This window comes from Phycisphaerae bacterium, assembly GCA_012729815.1.
Lineage (GTDB): Bacteria > Planctomycetota > Phycisphaerae > JAAYCJ01 > JAAYCJ01 > JAAYCJ01.
This window is the reverse complement of the sequence record JAAYCJ010000023.1, coordinates 1-16,698: the sequence shown is the minus strand read 5'-3', so window position 1 is coordinate 16,698 and position 16,698 is coordinate 1. Positions and strand designations below refer to the sequence as shown.

Here is a 16,698-nt window from a genome sequence, read left to right as displayed (position 1 = left end):
TAGTGCCGCGAAGCCTCCTCGATCAGGAACGCCGCGTTCTGCTCCGGCGGCAGGTCACGCAAAGTCTTCTCGATGTCCGCGAAGGTAGCCGGTTCACCACCGGCACGGATGGCTTCCAGGCGGTCGTGGTACATCCGCTGAAGCGTCATCCGAAACCCAGCGAAACCCACCAACAGAAGCAACAGAATGCCCACAAGGACCCATCGCCTAATGCGTCTGCGAACTCCACGAGGTTCGATGGTCTCGTCACGCGTCATGGCTGGGCTCCAGGTTGCGGCCGAGCCGACTGGTCATCTTCACTCCCTGATGCCGGCGCGATCGCGGCTGCTGCGGATGCGAACTCGACGGTGAAAGGAATATCGGTCGCCGTGGCGAAAGGCTTTCCACGGGCGTCCTCCTCCCGGCCGGCGTTGTCGGTCAGGTCCTCACCGACGCTGTAGACGACAAAACCACTGCCGCGAATCCGGTACCGCAGAGGGTAGCCGTCGAACGGGTCATCGGGCACGGCGTCGAGGAACTCGGGAACCAAGTCGCCAAGCTTCTCAGGACACCGCCCGTGCGCAAGGCAATAGCGTTGGACCGCAAGTCCGGTGCGGGCGGCACGGACCACGGCAAGCGCGCGAAGGTCGATATCACAGAGCGGGCCCAGCGCCGGAAGGCGCCCGCGAGAAAGGATAAGGTACTCCGGGATTTTGCTTCCCTTGGCGTCGAGGGCCTCGGCCGCCGCCTTCCTTCGATGTGTGGAAAGATCGGCCAAACGGGCCATTTCATCGTAGTAATCGAGCATGTAACCCGCATCGACGAACTGAACGCCGGCCAAGCCGTAGAAAAATGCCCAAAGCCTCTCACTGTGCGTAGCGTCCTTCTCAAGAAGCTCAGTGACCGGGCGGGATACGACGTCCGCCACCTGGCAACGTTCGGTGAGAATGGCATGTCGCAAGGCATGAGGATCGTCGGCGTCGCCCAGGGCCTCGCCCATCATCCGCAATTGGCCGTCGGTGAACCGGGCGTGGTTTATGGCCCGCTCAATAGTGGGTACCGTCAGGAATTCGCAGCCGGTGTGCACCAGAAAGGAAATCAGGAAAGGTTCATCCCGCAAATGCCTGCCGAATCGCAGCGCATCGACAAAGGAAGAGGCGGCGGTGGCCGGATCGCCGGTTTCCGCGGCGAGAATGCCCTCCATATTCAACAACTTGACGCCCCGCCGAAATGAACTGAAGTCCTGGTACTCGTCGCGGTGGAAGAACCGGCCGTGCGGCATCCCGGCGGCCCGGTGCAAAAGACGCAGCGCCTCCGCGTTGTCCTGGAGATAGACCGCCATGTCCGCCTTCATCTCAGGCGGCAGCGACTCCGTGCGGTCCGGCAGGATCGCGATTCCGTCGATCGGCAAATTGTGAAGATAGACGTTGCGGCTGTCGTAGTGAGAAAAGGCCTCACGGGCGACGACGGCGGCATCCTGCTCCGGGAGCAGCTTCAAACGGGCCTCGTCAATGTCCTCAAACGTGGCCGGCTCGCCCGCGGCGCGAATGGCGTCGAGGCGGCCGTGGTACACCCACCAGTGCAGGGCCAGACGAAAGACGGCGAAGCCGGTCAGCAGAAGCAACAGGACGCCAACGAGGAGCCATATCCTCATGCGCCTTCGATGTTCCCGAAGTTCCATTCGGTCATCTTGTGTCATGGCCGACTCCCGGGCGCTTGATGGCCGCAACGAACACGTGGTGTATTATACAGGCGAAGCCGGATTCATGAAAGAAGAAACAGCCGCTCCCGCCAATCCTCAACGAAAATCAATGGCTGTGCCAACGACGCAACTGGTGCGTCGGGACAACGCACCACCCACCACTTCTTTATTGAGATTTCTGACTTCTTCTCTTCGCCCGCGTGTTCCGCGTGATCCGTGCCGCTCTCAAAAGAGAAGTCGAATCGCTCGCGGTCGCTACTTGGCCTTCGCCTGGTTGACCTTGGGCAGGACGTGGCGGTCCACGTCGGCGTCGCTCTGCGGCGTCGGAACGTTCTTGAACAGGAACCAGTGCTCGACGTGCTCAGCCGCGGCGCCCGGCTCAAGCCGCACCATCGGAGCCACCGTCTCCAGTTCGAGCATGTCCGCGTTGGTGAACGTCTCGACGCAGCAACCCCGATCCGGATACTCCGCCCCCACGATGAACGCGAACCGCTTGACGAACAGGTGGCCGTCGCGGGCGTACGCCGCCCAGCCGTCCGGCACCATCGCGCCGATCTTCTGCGGCGTCCTGGCCGCTGCGTCCTGGGCCAGCATCACGTACTTGCGGCCCCACGTCCACCGCGGATCGCTCATGTCCGTATACGCCCACAGCGTGAGCGTGTGGGTCGGCAGAAGGTTCTTCTCGTGCGATCCGCGAGGCGGAACCGGAACAATCGCGCGTCCGCCCTGGGCCATGACCGAGAGTGCCCACGGCGCCAACTCGACCGCCCACATTCCCGTGTTCCGCAAACGATGCGTGATCTTGGCGTACGCCTTCTTCGCATCGAGCTGAATGTCGATCTCCTTCTGAATGCCCGTGGTCGACTCCGCCGCCTGAACGAGACGAACCAAATTGCCGTGCTTCTCAAGGGTCACCGGAAAATTGTCCGCAAAATATGAACGCGGCTTGGCCTCCGGAGCGTGCCAAAGCCGATGCCCGCCGTAAATCCGCCACTGCCGCCCCCCCTTCTTGCCCATCATCTCGCCGTATTCCTTGAACTCGTTCTCCTGGCCGACAAACCCGAAGCGAATGATCCGCGGACCGACGTCCGTGGTCGCCACCAGATCGACCAGATCGTTCGACAGCCGATAGCAGTTGGACCAGCCGCCGTAGCTCACCTTCCTGATCGCCATGAGAGTCCTCCCGCGAATGTCGCTATAAAAGATGTTGTTTGAGAAACTCGACGCCGCCCGACAGATCGACCTCGTGCCCGCCCTCGAAACGATCGAGCACGAGCCGGTCGCCGGCCTCAGCGGCGCGATAGATCTTCCGGAGATGGTCGAACGCAGCCAGAGCGTCCTTCTCAATGAAACACTCATCGCGACGGCCGATCTGGACCATGCACGGCCGCGGCGCGATCAGGCCCGCCACGTCGGCGATGTCGCCGATCGTCCGCAAACCGGCCATAAACTGCGAACCGCAGACGTTGACGTTCCCACGATCGCTGAGCGCGTCGGCGAGCGTGCTGATGTAACAGACGACCACCGCCGCCTTGATCCGGCGATCCAGCGCCGAAACGCAGGTGGTCATCGTCCCGCCGAACGAGCAGCCCATCCCGCCCAGCCGCCGCCCGTCCACCTCCGGCCGCGACTGCAGGTGGTCCAGACACCGCTGCGCATCGCAGATATTGAGCCGAAGAAGCTGATAGCCGAAATAGCCGAATGCCAGATACGCGACGTTGCAGCCATCGCGGCCGGGCCGGCGAACCCACTCGTCCCGATCGGCCCGTTCGCCGAACGTCCGCCAATCCGGCGCCATGGCCACAAACCCCTGCCGAGCCAACTCCACTGCAAACTGCTTCTGGTAATCGGCGACGATGCCCACCGTCCCATCCTTGCCGACCCCGTGGCCGTGGGCGCAAAGAACGGCCGGACGCGGATCGCGGCGACTCGCCCCCTCGGGAATCAGAACGTAGGCCACCACCGAAGAGAACGGATCGGAGTTGAAGATCACCTTCTCCCGCGTATAGCCGTCCATGGCGCAGCGTTCAAGAACCTCAAGCTTCGGCGGAACGCGCGGAGGCGTCGGACCCAGATTGCGGCTCAGGCGCGACAGAAAAAACCGCCGCCAGCGTTTGTACTCATCGCGCGTCTGACCCGTGAACCGAAGCTCGGGCGTCACCTTGAGCAGCTCGGCCACGCCGCTCTCAGCCGAAAGGAACCGTTTGACCCTGGCTGCCATGGACTTGCTCCTGAACGGTCACTCCTGTCCGAATATCTTGAAGAGCATCTTGAGCGTTTCGAGGTTGCGCCGGCCCGACGTCGGAGGCTCCACGCCGCCGACGATCGCCTCGTCCATCCCATCGAGCAACTCGGCCTCGCCGGAAGACTCGTCCTCACCGACCGCGTAGAGCACCTCCGTCTTCGCGCCGCGATCCGTGACCTGGACAACCTGGCGATTTCCGTTGATGAGCAGGTCGCCTCGCTCGAATTCAAACCGCCACAGCCCGTCGAAGGGGGTGATCTCGCCCTGCGACTCATAGCTGCCGCGGTAGCTGACCATCACGTCATCCTGGCAACGGAGCACGAAGTGGCAGATCGACGGTTCCCGCCACTCGCTCCACGGCGCCCGGCGATGACGGCTGAACACCTCGACCACCGGGCTCGGCAAGATCGAGAGCATCCAATCGAGGTGGTGGATCGCCTGAAGATACAGCATCGGAAACCGCATCACCCGCTCGTGCTCGAACCGCGGCGGACGATGACGGTGAAACGAGGCCTCAATGCCCGACAGCCGCCCAAGCTTCTGACCGCGGATAAACTCGGCGACGAAACGGCAGATCGGCTTGAACCGGTAGTTCTGGCCGATCTCCAGAACGAGCTTCTTGTCCTCAGCGAGCCGGACCAGTTCCTCCGCGTGAGCGTATTCCTCGGTAAAAGGCTTTTCGAGGAGACAGTGAACGCCCGCGCCGAGAATCTGTTTGGTCACCGGGTAGTGGATGTGGTTGGGCGTGACCACCACGGCCACGTCGTACTTCCCCGAACCGAGGGCGTCTTCGAGCGTCAGGTGGCGGTTCTCGGGCCGAATCCCGCTCTCCTCGCCCCGCTTGACAAGAATCTCGGCGTTCAGGTCGGCCAGTCCCGACAGCTCGAACTTCTCATGGGCCTTGACGGCATTGATCCACGGCCCGCCTCGGCTGGCCACTCCTACCACCAACGTACGATGCATCGCAGCGTCTCCTGTGTTCACGTGGCGTACGTCCCGGGCCGTTCCGGGTCGATCAACACAAGGGGCCGACGATACTTGGATGGAATGGTAATGTCAAGACGCTTGACGTGCGAGGCTCATTAACCTAGAGTTATAGTTTTCACCGGCCGCGGACAGCGGACAAAGCGAACTTCAATGTACGAATACGCAATACAAACGGCGGGTCTGACCAAGTACTACGGCCGGCGGCGCGGGATCCTCGACGTGTCGATCCAGGTGCCGACCGGCTCGATCTACGGGTTTCTCGGCCCCAACGGGGCCGGCAAGACCACCATGATCCGCCTTCTGCTGGGCTTCCTGCGGCCCAGTTCCGGCGTGGCCTACATCGGCGGGTTCGACGTGCGCCGCCAGAGCCTCGACGTCCGCGAAAACGTCGGCTACCTGCCCGGCGAAATCCGATTCTTCAACCACCTGACCGGCTACAGGACGGTGGCCTACCTCTCGCGGCTGCGGGGCACAGACTGCCGTCAGCGGGCCGCCTTCCTCGCCCGCAAGCTCGACCTCGACCTGAACCTCAAGGTCCGATACTGCAGCCGCGGCATGCGGCAGAAACTCGGACTGATCCAGGCCATGATGCACGACCCGGCCGTGCTGATCCTCGACGAACCGACCAACAGCCTCGATCCGCTCATGCAGCAGCAGGTCTACGACCTCCTCCGAGACTACGCCGCCACCGGCGGAACCGTCTTCTTCTCCAGCCATATTATCAGCGAGGTCGAACGAATCTGCGATCGGGCCGCGATCATCCGCGATGGCCAACTCGTCGCCGACGACGCCATCGCCGAGCTTCGCAAGCGGAGCATCCAGCACGTGCGTCTGGTCCTCAAGGACAATTCGCAACTGCCCTCGCCGCTGCCGGACGGCATGCGGCTGGTCGGGCAGAAGGGTCAGGACGTCTATCTGATCGTCGAGGGCTCAGCCGAGATTCTCCAGCGGCTGCTGCGATCGATCGAGGTCGACTACATCAGCATCGAGCCGCCAAGTTTGGAGGAAGTGTTCCTGCGATTTTACCGGAAGGTCGAGACCGAGGATGAACGGCAAACCGCTTAGACGTCCAAATCTGATGGCCCGAGTCTCTCCGATCAGTTGGCCGCTGTTGGTGCGGACCCTGAAGGACTACCAGGGCATCCTCCTGCTGGGACTGGGCCTCTCGGTGGGTTGGCACTGGCTGTACGTCTCGCTGATCCCCAAGTACAAACTCCGCTACCGCCTCCACATCATCGACAACCTCCCGCAGTTCTTCAAAGCCATGATCGGCGACGATATCCTGCAGATCACCACGACCACCGGACTCGGCTCGTTCGCCTACCTGCATCCGATCAGCCTGGCCCTCCTGCTGGCCCTCGCCGTCTGGATCGCCTCGGGCGCCATCGCCGGCCAGATCGACCGCGGAACCGTCGACCTCGTGCTCGCCACCCCGCTGAGCCGACGGCGTTTCATGATCACCACCATTCTGGCCGGAGCGATCAGCGGCGCGGTGATGACCGCCGGCATGCTGCTCGGCACCTGGATGGGACTCCGGCAGGTCACGCTGGAACAGCCGTACATGTTCGACCGAATCGTCCTCGTGGCGGCCAACCTTTACGCCGTATACCTCGTCGCCTTCAGCTACGCCGTCTTCTTCAGCGCGCTCAGCACGCTGCGAAGCACCGCCGTCGGATGGGCGTTCGGCCTCAGCCTCGCCCTTTACCTGCTGCACTTCCTCTCCGAGTGGTGGGACGTCGTCCACCGCATATCGTTCATGGGACCCCTGTACTACTTCCGCCCGATCAAGATCGCCGCCGGCAACTACGACCCGACCAACGACATCGCCCTGATGTGCGGCATCGCCGTGGTCCTGTTCGCGATCGCCACCGTCTGTTTCTCCCGCCGCAATATCAACGTGCTGTAAGAAACTCACCCGCCCGTGGCGATGCGGTACATCCGAAGGGCCAGGTACGTGCCGTAAATCCCCAGCAGCAACACCTGTTCGAGACGGCTGAGCGTCTGAAGGATAAACGTCCGGGCCAGCCAGAAAATCGCCGTCAGCACCAGCAGAATGACCTCCATCTGCCAGAGCGTGTACGGATAGTCGACAAACCCGTGAGGAAGAATGCTCAGGTCGTAACCCCGCAGGCCCGAAACGAATTGCACCATGCCGGTCAAAAGGACCGCAGCCGACATCAGGTAGATCGCCGCCAGTGACCGCCCAAGCAGCGCGTTGCCCGGGTCGTCGCTGAACCCCATCATACGCACGCTCGCCGGCACCCAGCAACCGCCGACGATCAGCCCCAAAACGATGCCCGTGGGCCATCCAAGCTGGCCGGTGACCGCGGTCGTCGCTCCGATCAATCCGACGGCCGCGGCGTGATAAATCACGACCAGAATGACCCCCACAACGACCCGACTGACCCCCAGCCCGCCGGACGACGGCTCAGCCGGCAACCCGAACCCGCTCATCCGCGTCCGTTCCTGCCAGCCCCACCACAAACACAACAAATACGTCGTGAAGATAAAATGCGCGTCCAGAAGCGTGAAACGCCGGTCAAGCCCGATCCCGCTCGCCAGCAGCATCGCGCACGCCAGCAAAAAAAACGCCGCCAACACGATGTTCGGCCGCGAGGCCAGCTCCCGCCGAAACAGCATGTCGCCGATGACCAGCGGCAGGAAACTCACCGTGGCCACCGCGGTAATAAGCGCCGGCCACGCCACCTCCGGCGAGACGAACAGGTACGCAATCAGAAAGTAGAGCGGCCACGCGCGGGCCGTGCCCACCAGAAGCTGCCCGACGAGGTTGTCCGGCGAAGGGTCCAGGCCAAAGAAGTTCCGCCGCGCTGTCAAACGGTAAAGGCATTCGGTGGCCAGCAGCGCCAGAAGCACTACCAGGGCCGCGTTCGCCGCCAGGGCGCCGATGGGCCAGTGTGTCATAAAACCCAACTGCATCTACCTCGCCGCTCGGCCGACGGTCGCCCCTTCTGTCGCCCGACGATCCGAAAGCTCGGGGCCCTGGGCTCGGGCGGTCAGCCGCTCCCATTCCACTTGGTTGAAAATGCACCCGGGATCCGGCCCGCCGGGATCGCCGAAATAACCGTCCGCCCGGGCTCGGCATCCGCCGCAGTAGTGCTTGAACGCGCATTGTCCGCAGTGCCCGCTGCGATGCTCGCGGTCGTTCAGAAGCTCCCACAGCGCGTTGTCCGCGATAATCTCCTTGATCGTCTGCCTGCGGAGGTTGCCCATGACGCGGTCGGGCATATACACACAGGGCGTGACGTTGCCGTCCGGCTCGATACAGACGTACGTGCGCCCGGCCCCGCATCCGCCCAGATACTTGGCCACCACGCGGGCCTTCAAGCCGCTCCCCGACCCGGCGTGCGAAGCGGCGACCCGGCCCGAATAAACCGGCGAATGGGCCAGACACACCCGTCCGAACTGCGGGCACGTGCTCAAGACGCCGATGCGGCCGCCCTGAATGTACTCGTTGAGCAGTTCCAGAACCCGCTCCCGCTGCACCGGCGTGATGTCCTGATCCACCATCCCGCGCCCGCGGCCGACCGGAATGAAGTTGAAGTACGCAAAGCACGAAGCCCCCAGGTCGATCGCGAACTCGATCATGTCGCGGACCTCGTGGTAGTTGTCGCGATGCACGCACATCGCCACGCCAAGACGCAGACCCGGCGTGCCGACAATGGCCTTCATCCCATTCACCGTCTTGGCCCACGCGCCCGGAATCCCGCGAAACCGGTCATGCCGATCCGGATCGACCGAATCCAGACTGACCTCCACGTACTTCAGGCCCGTCTCCGCCAGCCGGCCCGCAAGCTCCGGCGTGAACAGCGCCCCGTTGGTCGCGATCGACGTGTGCATGCCCCACTCGCGGCAGCGCTCCAGAACCGGAACCAGGTCCGGGCTGATCGTCGGCTCGCCCCCCGCGAACGCGATCATCGGCAGGTAGTTCTCGCCAAGCTGATCGATCACCGCCAGCTTCTCATCGAGCGTCAATTCGTCAGCCAGCGGCTTGCCCGCCGACTGGTAGCAGTGGCGGCACTTGAGATTGCAGCGGTTCGTGAAATTCCAGACCGCAAAAAGCGGATAGCTGAACCGCTGCGGAACCTGCAAACCGTGCGCCAGAACGCTTCGCGCCGCCAGCACCAACCCGCGCAGCACCGGCCCGTGACGGGCCACCCGCCGCTGAAACTCCTCAACCGGAGTCTGGCCGCGCATCCGGTCGATGAACCGATGCAGCAAGAAGTACTTGGCCCGCCACGCCAACGGGCTGGCCGGCTCCCGATAGCTGTGAAAAATCTCCTCAAGCCGAGTGACCGTCCGCCCGGGACGCGGGCGAACCAGCCATCTCAGCACCGGCCGCACCCACGACCGCCCAAGGTAGTCCTCAAGCGGGTGATGGTAATCGAGGTGAAGATCGCCGGACCCCTGCTCGCCACGGTCCGGGTCCAGACGATCCCGCATCTGCCGAAGGTACTGGTGCGAATCGGCGGCGAAAGATTCAGGTGTTCTATCCATCTCGTGAGCTTTCCACCAGGTTTCGCGGCTCGTGGGTGACCGCAGCGGGCTCGCCCGCCGAAGTCCCCGCCGAACGCGCGTGCATCTTCTCGACCAAAGGCCGGTAGTTCGGCCCGCAGTTGTAGGTGCAGAACGGGAATATCCCCTCCGGCGTGCTGTAGTGAATCACGCATCGGCGGATCCGGGCGCAGTCGAAATTGTAACGGTCCTGGAAGTGCATGCCTGCCGCCATCAGCGTCCGGTAGTTCCTCTCAGCCTGTGGACCGCGGCCGGTCTTCTTGTTCACCATCCCGCGAAGCGAGCGAACCATCCGGTAAAAGCTCAGGTCCTTCGGCGCGCGGTCGGGCCGGAAGTGGCGATAGAACAGCCACAACGCCTTCAACTTGTCGGTCCATCGCACAAAACCGCGGCGATCGGCCTTCTTCTTCAGGTCGTGCAGACCGCGGAAAAGCGGCTCAAGGTCGAACACCTGCGGAAAAGGATACAGCTTCTTGTCCGGGCTGACCCAGAAGAACGTGCCGTACGCGCACTCCGTGTGGCAGCTCGACTGAATCTTCGGCGCCCGACAGACCACGCTCAGCATCTCGCTGAACGGCACCGTGAAACTTAACGGGAAAAAATCGCGATCCAGATCCGCCCCGGAAGCGTCGGCGATGTCGTGCGCCAGATCGCCCAGCGTGTAACGCTTGCGATGCAGCTCCGACCTGTCGATGCGCCCGGTGAACGAAACCGGCTGATACGAAATCCCGCTGATCACGTCGGCGTTCTCCGCCGCGAAACGCAGAATCTTGCCCACCTGATCGTCGTTCTCCCCGCGAACGATCGTCGGCACCAGGCACACCTTCATGTCGAACTTCCGGGCGTTCTCGATCGCGGCCAGCTTGACCTCCATCAGCGGCCGCCCGCGCGTCCGCCGGTAGACCTCGTCGTCCACGCCGTCGAACTGAAGGTAAAGCGTGTGCAGGCCCGCCTGGGCCGCCTTCCGGGCAAACTCCGGATCGGCCATCTTCAACCCGTTGGTCGCGATCTGAATGTTCGAAAAACCGAGGTCCGCCGCCTTCGCCACGATCCGGAAAAACTCCGGGTGCAGCGTCGGCTCGCCGCCGCTGAACTGGATGCACGTCGATGGAATCGGCCGGTAGTCCCGAAGCCGCTGGAGCATCACCACGACCTGATCGAACGTCGGCTCGTAAACGTAACCGGCCACGTTCGCGTTGGCAAAGCAGATCGGGCAGTTCAGGTTGCACCGGTTGGTCAGGTCGATGTTGGCCAGACACGCAGCCGACTGGTGCGACGGGCACAACCCGCAATCCGAAGGGCAGCGCTGCGAATCCGCCACGTGCGGATGCTCAAGCCCGCGCGGCTCGTCGAAACTCTGCCACGCCGCCTTCGAAAAAAGCCGCACGTCCCGGTTGATGCAGTCGCTGAAGTGCCCATGGTCCGGGCACGTCTTCTCAATCCACACCGCCCCGTCACGCACGTAGTATCGGCCGAGAATAATGCAGCCGCACTGAGGGCACAGCGTCTCCACCGTCCGCGGCAGCTCGCGAACCATCGGCTCGATCGCCGATCCGCCGAACGTCTCCTCCCTCGATGAACCGGTGAAGATGTTGTCGTGGTGCACTTCCTGGTGACGCCCGTCGTTCGGGCAATGGTACGCCAGCACCACCCGACCGCCCGAAAGCCGGAATTCCGCAGCCACCACGTCGCCGCAACGCGGGCACTGGGCCTGAGTCGCCCACGGCAGACCCGCCCGACGCGGATCGTAGCGACGCAGCGAAAGCCGATACCGGTCCAGTTCCGTCCTGGCCGTCTCCTCGGTGACCGCCGGCCTGGCCGCCTCATCCAGCACCGGCGGATGGGCCTCCAGAAACGGCTGCAGATATGGCGGTATACTCGGTCTATGGCACGTCATGGTCGCCCCTCTCGGCTCATTTCCTCACTAGGTCTCGCGTTCTCAGTTCTCCACCACCGGTCCCAGCAGTTCCTCCACTTTGGCTGGGATGTCCCGCTCGCGCATCAGCGTCTCGCCGATCAGCACCGCGCGAACGCCCGCCTCCGCCAACCGGCGAACCTCGTCCGCCGTCTTGATGCCCGACTCACTGACCACCGCCTGGCGGTCCTCGTCCTCAAGCAGATCCAGAAGACGCAGCGTGTTCCCCACGTCGGTCGTCTGCGTGTGCAAATCGCGGTTGTTGATCCCAAGCAGACTGTAACGCTCGTGTGGAAAACCCACCGTCTTGCGAACGGACAAAAGACTGTCCGTGCTGTGCACCTCCACCAGACTCGTCATCTGCAGCGTGCTCGCCAGAATCAGCATGTCGATCATCTGGGCCGGCGAAAGCACCTCGGTAATCAACAAAATCGCGTCCGCCCCAGCCGCACGCGACTCGTATATCTGGTACTCGTCGATGATGAAATCCTTCCGGAGCACCGGCAGCGGACACGCCTGCTTCGCCTGGCGGATGTACTCCAGCTTGCCCTGGAAATACGTCTCGTCGGTCAAAACGCTCAAAGCGTCCGCCCGCGCCCGCGTGTAGGTCCGCGCAAGCTGCGGAACGTCAAAGTCCTCGCGGATCAGACCCGCCGACGGCGATGCCTTCTTGATCTCCGCGATCAGGTTCACCCGCCGAAGCGGCTGCTTGGTCACCGCAGCGTAAAAATTGCGGGGCCGGTCCACCGTGAGGATCCGATGCTGCAACTCCTCCACCGGAATCTCGTCGCGCCGGCGAGCCACTTCGGCCCGCTTGGTTTCGATGATTTGATCCAGCACCGATGCCACGTCGCGACCCTCCCGGATTACGCCCCTTCGACGTCCCCCGCACCGGCGTCTGCAAGCCGCTCCAACAGAGCCTCCACGATGCCCTGCCACTCCTTCGCCAGAGGGGCCAGCTCATAGTTCAGCAGATCCGCCAACTGCGTGAAATCCTGGTTCTCCAGGGCCGACTTGACGCCCTGAAGCTGCTCCATCAGCCGGTTCATCGCCGTGCCCGCGTTGCCGCTGGGTGTCTCCACGCTCTCCGCGTCAATGCCCAACAGCTTCAGCGTGTTGTGGACCCCGCGATACACGTCGTTCCAGGCCCCAAAAAGCTGGCCGAGGTGCTCCATCGCCTCGCGAACCCGCCCCTGCGTGAGCATCCCCGCCGACAGCTCGTTAAGCTCCTCGACCCGATTGAGCAGCTCCCCGGTGGCCCCGAGCGCCTCGCCGGCAAGCTTGGCCGGAGCGGACGTGTGAAAGTCAATCTGCCAGTACTTGTCCGCCTGCTCGCCGAGCGCCTGCTCCACCTGCTCCGGAGGCACTACCTGCCCGTCGCACTCGATGCTGACGATCATCCGCCCGCTGCCGGCCAGGTGCCCGCGCACCGCCTCCAGAACCTCGCCGAGGGTCCGACCCTCGCCGGTCACTTCCGTTTGCTGCTCACCGTCGATCGAAATCAGCATGATCCACTCCCTGGCCTCGGTCCCATTTGCCCGTATTATAAGAACCGATGAGGCAAACTTAAAGACGGTTTTGGAGGCGGAAAGACTTTACTGTCGCCGTTCCGGAAGGAATCAGCCCGCGCCCGGCCATCGTGCGAGGCAAGCCCCTCGTGGACAAGGGGTTGGCGGTGGGCTAGGACCGCCGATCCATATCGGAGGCGGAGCCGGCCTCATCGATGCGGCGGATCGGAAACGCGATCTGGAAACACGCACCATCATGCGCGCGCTCCGGACAATACCGAAGCGTCCCGCCCATCTCCGCGACCAGCCGACGGGCCAGCGTCAGCCCCAATCCCAGATTCCCTTCGCTCCCGCCGCCCAACGCCCCCCGCGTGGTGAAAAACGGCTCGAAAACCTGCTCGGACAGCTCCCGGGGAATCCCCGGCCCGCTGTCGAGGAAGTAAAGCCGAACGTCCCGATCGTCGGCTTCCAACTCGATCGTGATCCGCCCCCCCTTCTCGCCAAGTGCCTGCTCCGAATTGGCCAACAGGCTGTCGAGCACCTGGTGAATCTTGAACTGGTGAACCGCCAGAATCGGCGCCCTGCGAATCTCCAGCTCCACCGTCCGGTCCGCCTTCCGCAGCCGCTCGCGCGACTGCTCCACAAAACCGATCACCGCCTCGGTGAAATCCACCAGGTTCTGATCGGGAAGCTCCGGACTGGAAAACTCCATGAGCTTGCGCGTCAGGCTCACCGCGTTGGTCATGCCGTCCGAGATCAGCCGCAACGCCCGCTTCGCCGACGCCAGGTCGCTGCAACCCAGACCGTGATCCACCGCCGTCACGATCCCGCCCAGCACGTTGTTCAGATGGTGCGCCAACCCCCCCGCCATCTGCCCCAGACTCGCCAGCTTGTCGATCCGCGCCAGCCGCCGCTCCAACTCCATCCGCCGGGTCTGATCGCGAACCCACAAACAGATCCCGTCAATCCCCTCCTCGTTCGCGGGAATCGGGTCCACCGTGATCGTCAAATGCCGGTTGACCCCGTTCCGCGGATACAAAACCCGCAGCTCCACCGACCGCAACTGGGCCTTCGCCCGAACCAGAAGCCGCCGCGACATCTCGCGACGATGCTCCGGCATCAACTCGTCCACCGGCCGGCCCATCGACGACGTGCGATCAACGCCTAGCAGCATCGCCGCCGAGTCGTTCATCATCCGGATACGAAAGTCGGACCCCGTCACTACGATCCCGATCGACGCGCACTCGCAAAGCCGGCTGGTAAACTCGGTCGGCATGCTATCCATCTTCTCCCCCCTCCCGGTCCTCAACGACCGGGACCTCAGCGACGGGCTTCACCAAAACCAGGTTCGTATGCCGCTCGCCGTCCTCCCAGCGGACGAAAAGCTGCGATCCGATCAGCGACTTGGGCAGATCCGAAGCCGTCGGCCCCACCAGCGCGAACTCATCCAATCCCAGATCCGCCACGATGCTCAGGTTCTCCAACTCCCGCGCAACGCTCTTGCCCGAAACCGAACGCTCTGCCGCGCCGCGAAGCGGACTCGGCGGCTCCACCACCCGCGGCGAAAACACCACCCGCACACGCCCCTGACCCGTGCGACCCGGCGAACCCAACACCAACTCCAGCTTGCTGGGACCGTCCTCGCCACGCAGACGACCCGCCCGATCGTAGTAAAAAAGCGTCCTATCCTTTTGAAAATCATCAGATATCAATATGGCTGACGACATGTGCCCCACCGAAATCTGAAGCGGAGGATTCTCGCGGCTCGTCGTCGTCATTGACTCCTCGAGCGCCGCCTTGACCAGCGGCCAGTCCTCCGATCGACCAATGCCGCAGCGCAAACCATTGCGATTCAATGTTTTCCAATCCTTAACCTGCGCCGGAAGCAGCTCGTCAAGGTAGCTCCAGGCCTGCTCGAGGGCCTCCTGTTCCGGACCGCTCGTAAAGACCCACACCTCAAACACGTTCCCCGCGATCCGTGGCGGACCCGTATCGCCCTCCGAAACCTCCCCGGCCTCCCGGCCTCGAGCCCAGCCGAACCAGTCGGTCTTCTCGCCCTCGAACCGCCGCTCCTGCCGGCAACCCGCAGACCCCGCCAGAACAAGCACTAACAGCGGCAGCAGGGCCTTTGCATTCGAATTCATCTTGCCGTTTCGGCCGCGCCAAATCATCGAATCATCTTACCGGTGCCCCCGCGCGATGTCAATTCGCCCCAACCCCCGACCGCTCACGCGGACTTCCCCCTGTCAATAAGCAACCCCCAATGCCGCCTCCTCAGTGCCGCAGATGGACCTCAGCCTTCTCCAGATAGAGCTGCCGGCAGCAGTGCGGAACCTGGTGGGCGACGCGGACGGCAAGGTGGTTCACACCCGGCTTGACGCACGCGAGGTCCAGCGGGAAATCGACGCGGAGAAGCTTCTGCTTCGGATCGACCTGGTAGTCGCCGGGTCCGCCGGAGGCCCAAAGCGGCTGACCCGGCGCCGGAATCTGGGCGTCTTTCCACTCAGCGTCGTACGCAGCGTTTTCGAGAGGCCGCCCGTTCAATTCCGCGGCGATCCGGTCGCCGGCTTCACCATTCGAAACCGACAGCCGTAGGGTCATTTGGCCGCCGACTTCGCCGACATAGATTCGGACCGGGCATGGCCGACCGTCGTAGGGCAACTCAGCGGGCAGTTGGGCGTCCGCGTTCCGATTGAACGCCCCTTCGCCCCACGGATATCCCCCCCGCCGCTCGACCGGAAACACCTTGTCCTTGCCCGCCATTGTTTCAAGCCGGCCGAACTCGTGGTAGGACTGCCGCTCGGACAACGGCCCGGGATGCAGGCCGCGAGAGGTCAAGACATCGGGCGGCGCACAGGCCCAGTTGAACGTCATCACGCCGTCCGCCCCCTGGGCCAGCCAATTCGTCGCCACGCCGCGAAATACCTCGATCGGCGGATACCGATAGCCGTCCGTGGCGTGATGGTCGTCGATGCACGGATAGAGCTTCACCGCGTCGCCGAACGCAGCCCGGTAGCCCGCCACGTCCACGTCGAACGAACGTGAGCCGAGAGTCAGCATATCCACCAATCCCTCACAAACCCACCGCTCAACGTCAAACCCGTCGATCCGGCAATTCATGAAGTTCCGCGGCACCTTCGCCGACAGCAGAATCGGCCGCCCGCGCCGCCCAGCGATCTCCAGCAACACCCGCCGCACCGACCGCATCAGGTCCGTCACGCACTCCCGCAGCTCCCACTGCCGGCCCATCGGCAAAATCGGCGTGTGGCGGGCAAAATCGATCTGAAACCCGTCGAAGTCGTACCGCTGGGCCAGATCGCGAATCGTCTCCACCTTCGCCTGACGGACCTCCGGAACCGCCAGGTTCCACAGCCCCTGCCACCACCACGTCCGCACGACCCAGTCCGGATGGGCCGCCTTGACCGGATTCATCTCCGTCATTGCCAAGCCCTGCTCCTCGATGTCCACCTCGGCGATTCGATGATGGCAAAAAGCCTCCAATCCGCGACGATGGGCCTGCTCCACGAAGATCGCGGGCCAGTCCACGCCCGCCTCGAACCACCGCCTGGCCCGGGCGCAGGGCTCGGGATACAACGGACTGACCGGACAGACCTCGCCGGAATCGAAGTAGATGGCGTCGATCTGGCTGCCCGCCTCATCGGCGTACGCAAAACCGTACTCCAGCCAGTCGTCAATACGCTTGACCGACGGGTCCATGACCCCCTCGGTATCGTACTGAACGATGATCCGGCGGGAACGGTTGACCGCGTCGCGATGCGCAGCGGACAGAGACAGAAGGTTCATACGATGATCTCCAATCTGACCTTCG

15 protein-coding genes are annotated in these 16,698 nt (G+C 63.5%); 2 read left to right on the top strand and 13 right to left on the bottom strand.

Annotated elements, in window-relative coordinates; translation table 11 throughout:
* From GXY33_01905 to GXY33_01885, 5 genes are all read right to left on the bottom strand, one after another.
* A partial coding sequence (locus GXY33_01905; GenBank protein NLX03877.1) for a hypothetical protein occupies nucleotides 1-257 on the bottom strand: 257 nt, incomplete at its 3' end.
* Nucleotides 254-1,552 (bottom strand): hypothetical protein, encoded by a 1,299-nt coding sequence (locus GXY33_01900; protein ID NLX03876.1) that lies wholly within the window; start codon nucleotides 1,550-1,552, stop codon nucleotides 254-256. The genes GXY33_01905 and GXY33_01900, both read right to left, overlap by 4 nt.
* A 384-nt stretch (nucleotides 1,553-1,936) precedes the next feature.
* A complete protein-coding gene (locus tag GXY33_01895) occupies nucleotides 1,937-2,854 on the bottom strand; it encodes a hypothetical protein (protein NLX03875.1) in 918 nt (305 codons plus the stop codon).
* 22 nt (nucleotides 2,855-2,876) lie between these two features.
* Complete coding sequence (locus tag GXY33_01890; protein ID NLX03874.1) at nucleotides 2,877-3,902, bottom strand: prolyl oligopeptidase family serine peptidase; 1,026 nt, start codon at nucleotides 3,900-3,902, stop codon at nucleotides 2,877-2,879.
* Nucleotides 3,903-3,920: 18 nt separating this feature from the next.
* Complete coding sequence (locus GXY33_01885) at nucleotides 3,921-4,889, bottom strand: Gfo/Idh/MocA family oxidoreductase (protein NLX03873.1); 969 nt, start codon at nucleotides 4,887-4,889, stop codon at nucleotides 3,921-3,923.
* Nucleotides 4,890-5,063: 174 nt separating this feature from the next.
* Between GXY33_01885 and GXY33_01880 the strand changes: the two genes are divergently transcribed.
* Nucleotides 5,064-5,978 (top strand): ABC transporter ATP-binding protein, encoded by a 915-nt coding sequence (locus tag GXY33_01880; protein NLX03872.1) that lies wholly within the window; start codon nucleotides 5,064-5,066, stop codon nucleotides 5,976-5,978.
* 13 nt (nucleotides 5,979-5,991) lie between these two features.
* Nucleotides 5,992-6,819, top strand: a complete 828-nt coding sequence (locus GXY33_01875; GenBank protein NLX03871.1) for an ABC transporter permease subunit — start codon at nucleotides 5,992-5,994, stop codon at nucleotides 6,817-6,819.
* 5 nt (nucleotides 6,820-6,824) lie between these two features.
* Here GXY33_01875 and GXY33_01870 read toward each other — a convergent pair whose 3' ends face one another.
* The 8 genes from GXY33_01870 to GXY33_01835 all read right to left on the bottom strand — a co-directional run bounded on the left by GXY33_01870 (nucleotide 6,825) and on the right by GXY33_01835 (nucleotide 16,673).
* Entirely contained in the window at nucleotides 6,825-7,835 is a 1,011-nt protein-coding gene (locus GXY33_01870; protein ID NLX03870.1) for a hypothetical protein, read from the bottom strand.
* A 15-nt stretch (nucleotides 7,836-7,850) separates the two neighbouring features.
* The gene (locus tag GXY33_01865; GenBank protein NLX03869.1) at nucleotides 7,851-9,428 is read right to left on the bottom strand and encodes a radical SAM protein; all 1,578 of its coding nucleotides are present in this window, start codon (nucleotides 9,426-9,428) and stop codon (nucleotides 7,851-7,853) included.
* Complete coding sequence (locus GXY33_01860) at nucleotides 9,421-11,343, bottom strand: radical SAM protein (GenBank protein ID NLX03868.1); 1,923 nt, start codon at nucleotides 11,341-11,343, stop codon at nucleotides 9,421-9,423. Before GXY33_01860 ends, GXY33_01865 begins: the two co-directional genes overlap by 8 nt.
* A 42-nt stretch (nucleotides 11,344-11,385) precedes the next feature.
* Nucleotides 11,386-12,210: an indole-3-glycerol phosphate synthase TrpC gene (gene trpC, locus GXY33_01855; GenBank protein ID NLX03867.1), complete on the bottom strand. Its 825-nt coding sequence runs from the start codon at nucleotides 12,208-12,210 to the stop codon at nucleotides 11,386-11,388.
* A gap of 17 nt (nucleotides 12,211-12,227) precedes the next feature.
* Nucleotides 12,228-12,869 (bottom strand): hypothetical protein, encoded by a 642-nt coding sequence (locus tag GXY33_01850; protein ID NLX03866.1) that lies wholly within the window; start codon nucleotides 12,867-12,869, stop codon nucleotides 12,228-12,230.
* A gap of 172 nt (nucleotides 12,870-13,041) precedes the next feature.
* Nucleotides 13,042-14,154, bottom strand: a complete 1,113-nt coding sequence (locus GXY33_01845; GenBank protein NLX03865.1) for a PAS domain S-box protein — start codon at nucleotides 14,152-14,154, stop codon at nucleotides 13,042-13,044.
* Nucleotides 14,147-15,013: a hypothetical protein gene (locus tag GXY33_01840; protein NLX03864.1), complete on the bottom strand. Its 867-nt coding sequence runs from the start codon at nucleotides 15,011-15,013 to the stop codon at nucleotides 14,147-14,149. Before GXY33_01840 ends, GXY33_01845 begins: the two co-directional genes overlap by 8 nt.
* 130 nt (nucleotides 15,014-15,143) lie before the next feature.
* The gene (locus tag GXY33_01835; protein NLX03863.1) at nucleotides 15,144-16,673 is read right to left on the bottom strand and encodes a hypothetical protein; all 1,530 of its coding nucleotides are present in this window, start codon (nucleotides 16,671-16,673) and stop codon (nucleotides 15,144-15,146) included.
* Nucleotides 16,674-16,698: the final 25 nt, after the last annotated feature.

What these genes read in the sequence shown, in the direction of transcription:
- GXY33_01895 (NLX03875.1), bottom strand. Translation starts at nt 2,854, where the DNA reads ATGGCGATCAGGAAGGTGAGCTACGGCGGCTGGTCCAACTGCTATCGG.
- GXY33_01890 (NLX03874.1), bottom strand. Translation starts at nt 3,902, where the DNA reads ATGGCAGCCAGGGTCAAACGGTTCCTTTCGGCTGAGAGCGGCGTGGCC.
- GXY33_01885 (NLX03873.1), bottom strand. Translation starts at nt 4,889, where the DNA reads ATGCATCGTACGTTGGTGGTAGGAGTGGCCAGCCGAGGCGGGCCGTGG.
- GXY33_01880 (NLX03872.1), top strand. Translation starts at nt 5,064, where the DNA reads ATGTACGAATACGCAATACAAACGGCGGGTCTGACCAAGTACTACGGC.
- GXY33_01875 (NLX03871.1), top strand. Translation starts at nt 5,992, where the DNA reads ATGGCCCGAGTCTCTCCGATCAGTTGGCCGCTGTTGGTGCGGACCCTG.
- GXY33_01870 (NLX03870.1), bottom strand. Translation starts at nt 7,835, where the DNA reads ATGACACACTGGCCCATCGGCGCCCTGGCGGCGAACGCGGCCCTGGTA.
- GXY33_01865 (NLX03869.1), bottom strand. Translation starts at nt 9,428, where the DNA reads ATGGATAGAACACCTGAATCTTTCGCCGCCGATTCGCACCAGTACCTT.
- GXY33_01860 (NLX03868.1), bottom strand. Translation starts at nt 11,343, where the DNA reads ATGACGTGCCATAGACCGAGTATACCGCCATATCTGCAGCCGTTTCTG.
- GXY33_01850 (NLX03866.1), bottom strand. Translation starts at nt 12,869, where the DNA reads ATGCTGATTTCGATCGACGGTGAGCAGCAAACGGAAGTGACCGGCGAG.
- GXY33_01845 (NLX03865.1), bottom strand. Translation starts at nt 14,154, where the DNA reads ATGGATAGCATGCCGACCGAGTTTACCAGCCGGCTTTGCGAGTGCGCG.
- GXY33_01840 (NLX03864.1), bottom strand. Translation starts at nt 15,013, where the DNA reads ATGAATTCGAATGCAAAGGCCCTGCTGCCGCTGTTAGTGCTTGTTCTG.
- GXY33_01835 (NLX03863.1), bottom strand. Translation starts at nt 16,673, where the DNA reads ATGAACCTTCTGTCTCTGTCCGCTGCGCATCGCGACGCGGTCAACCGT.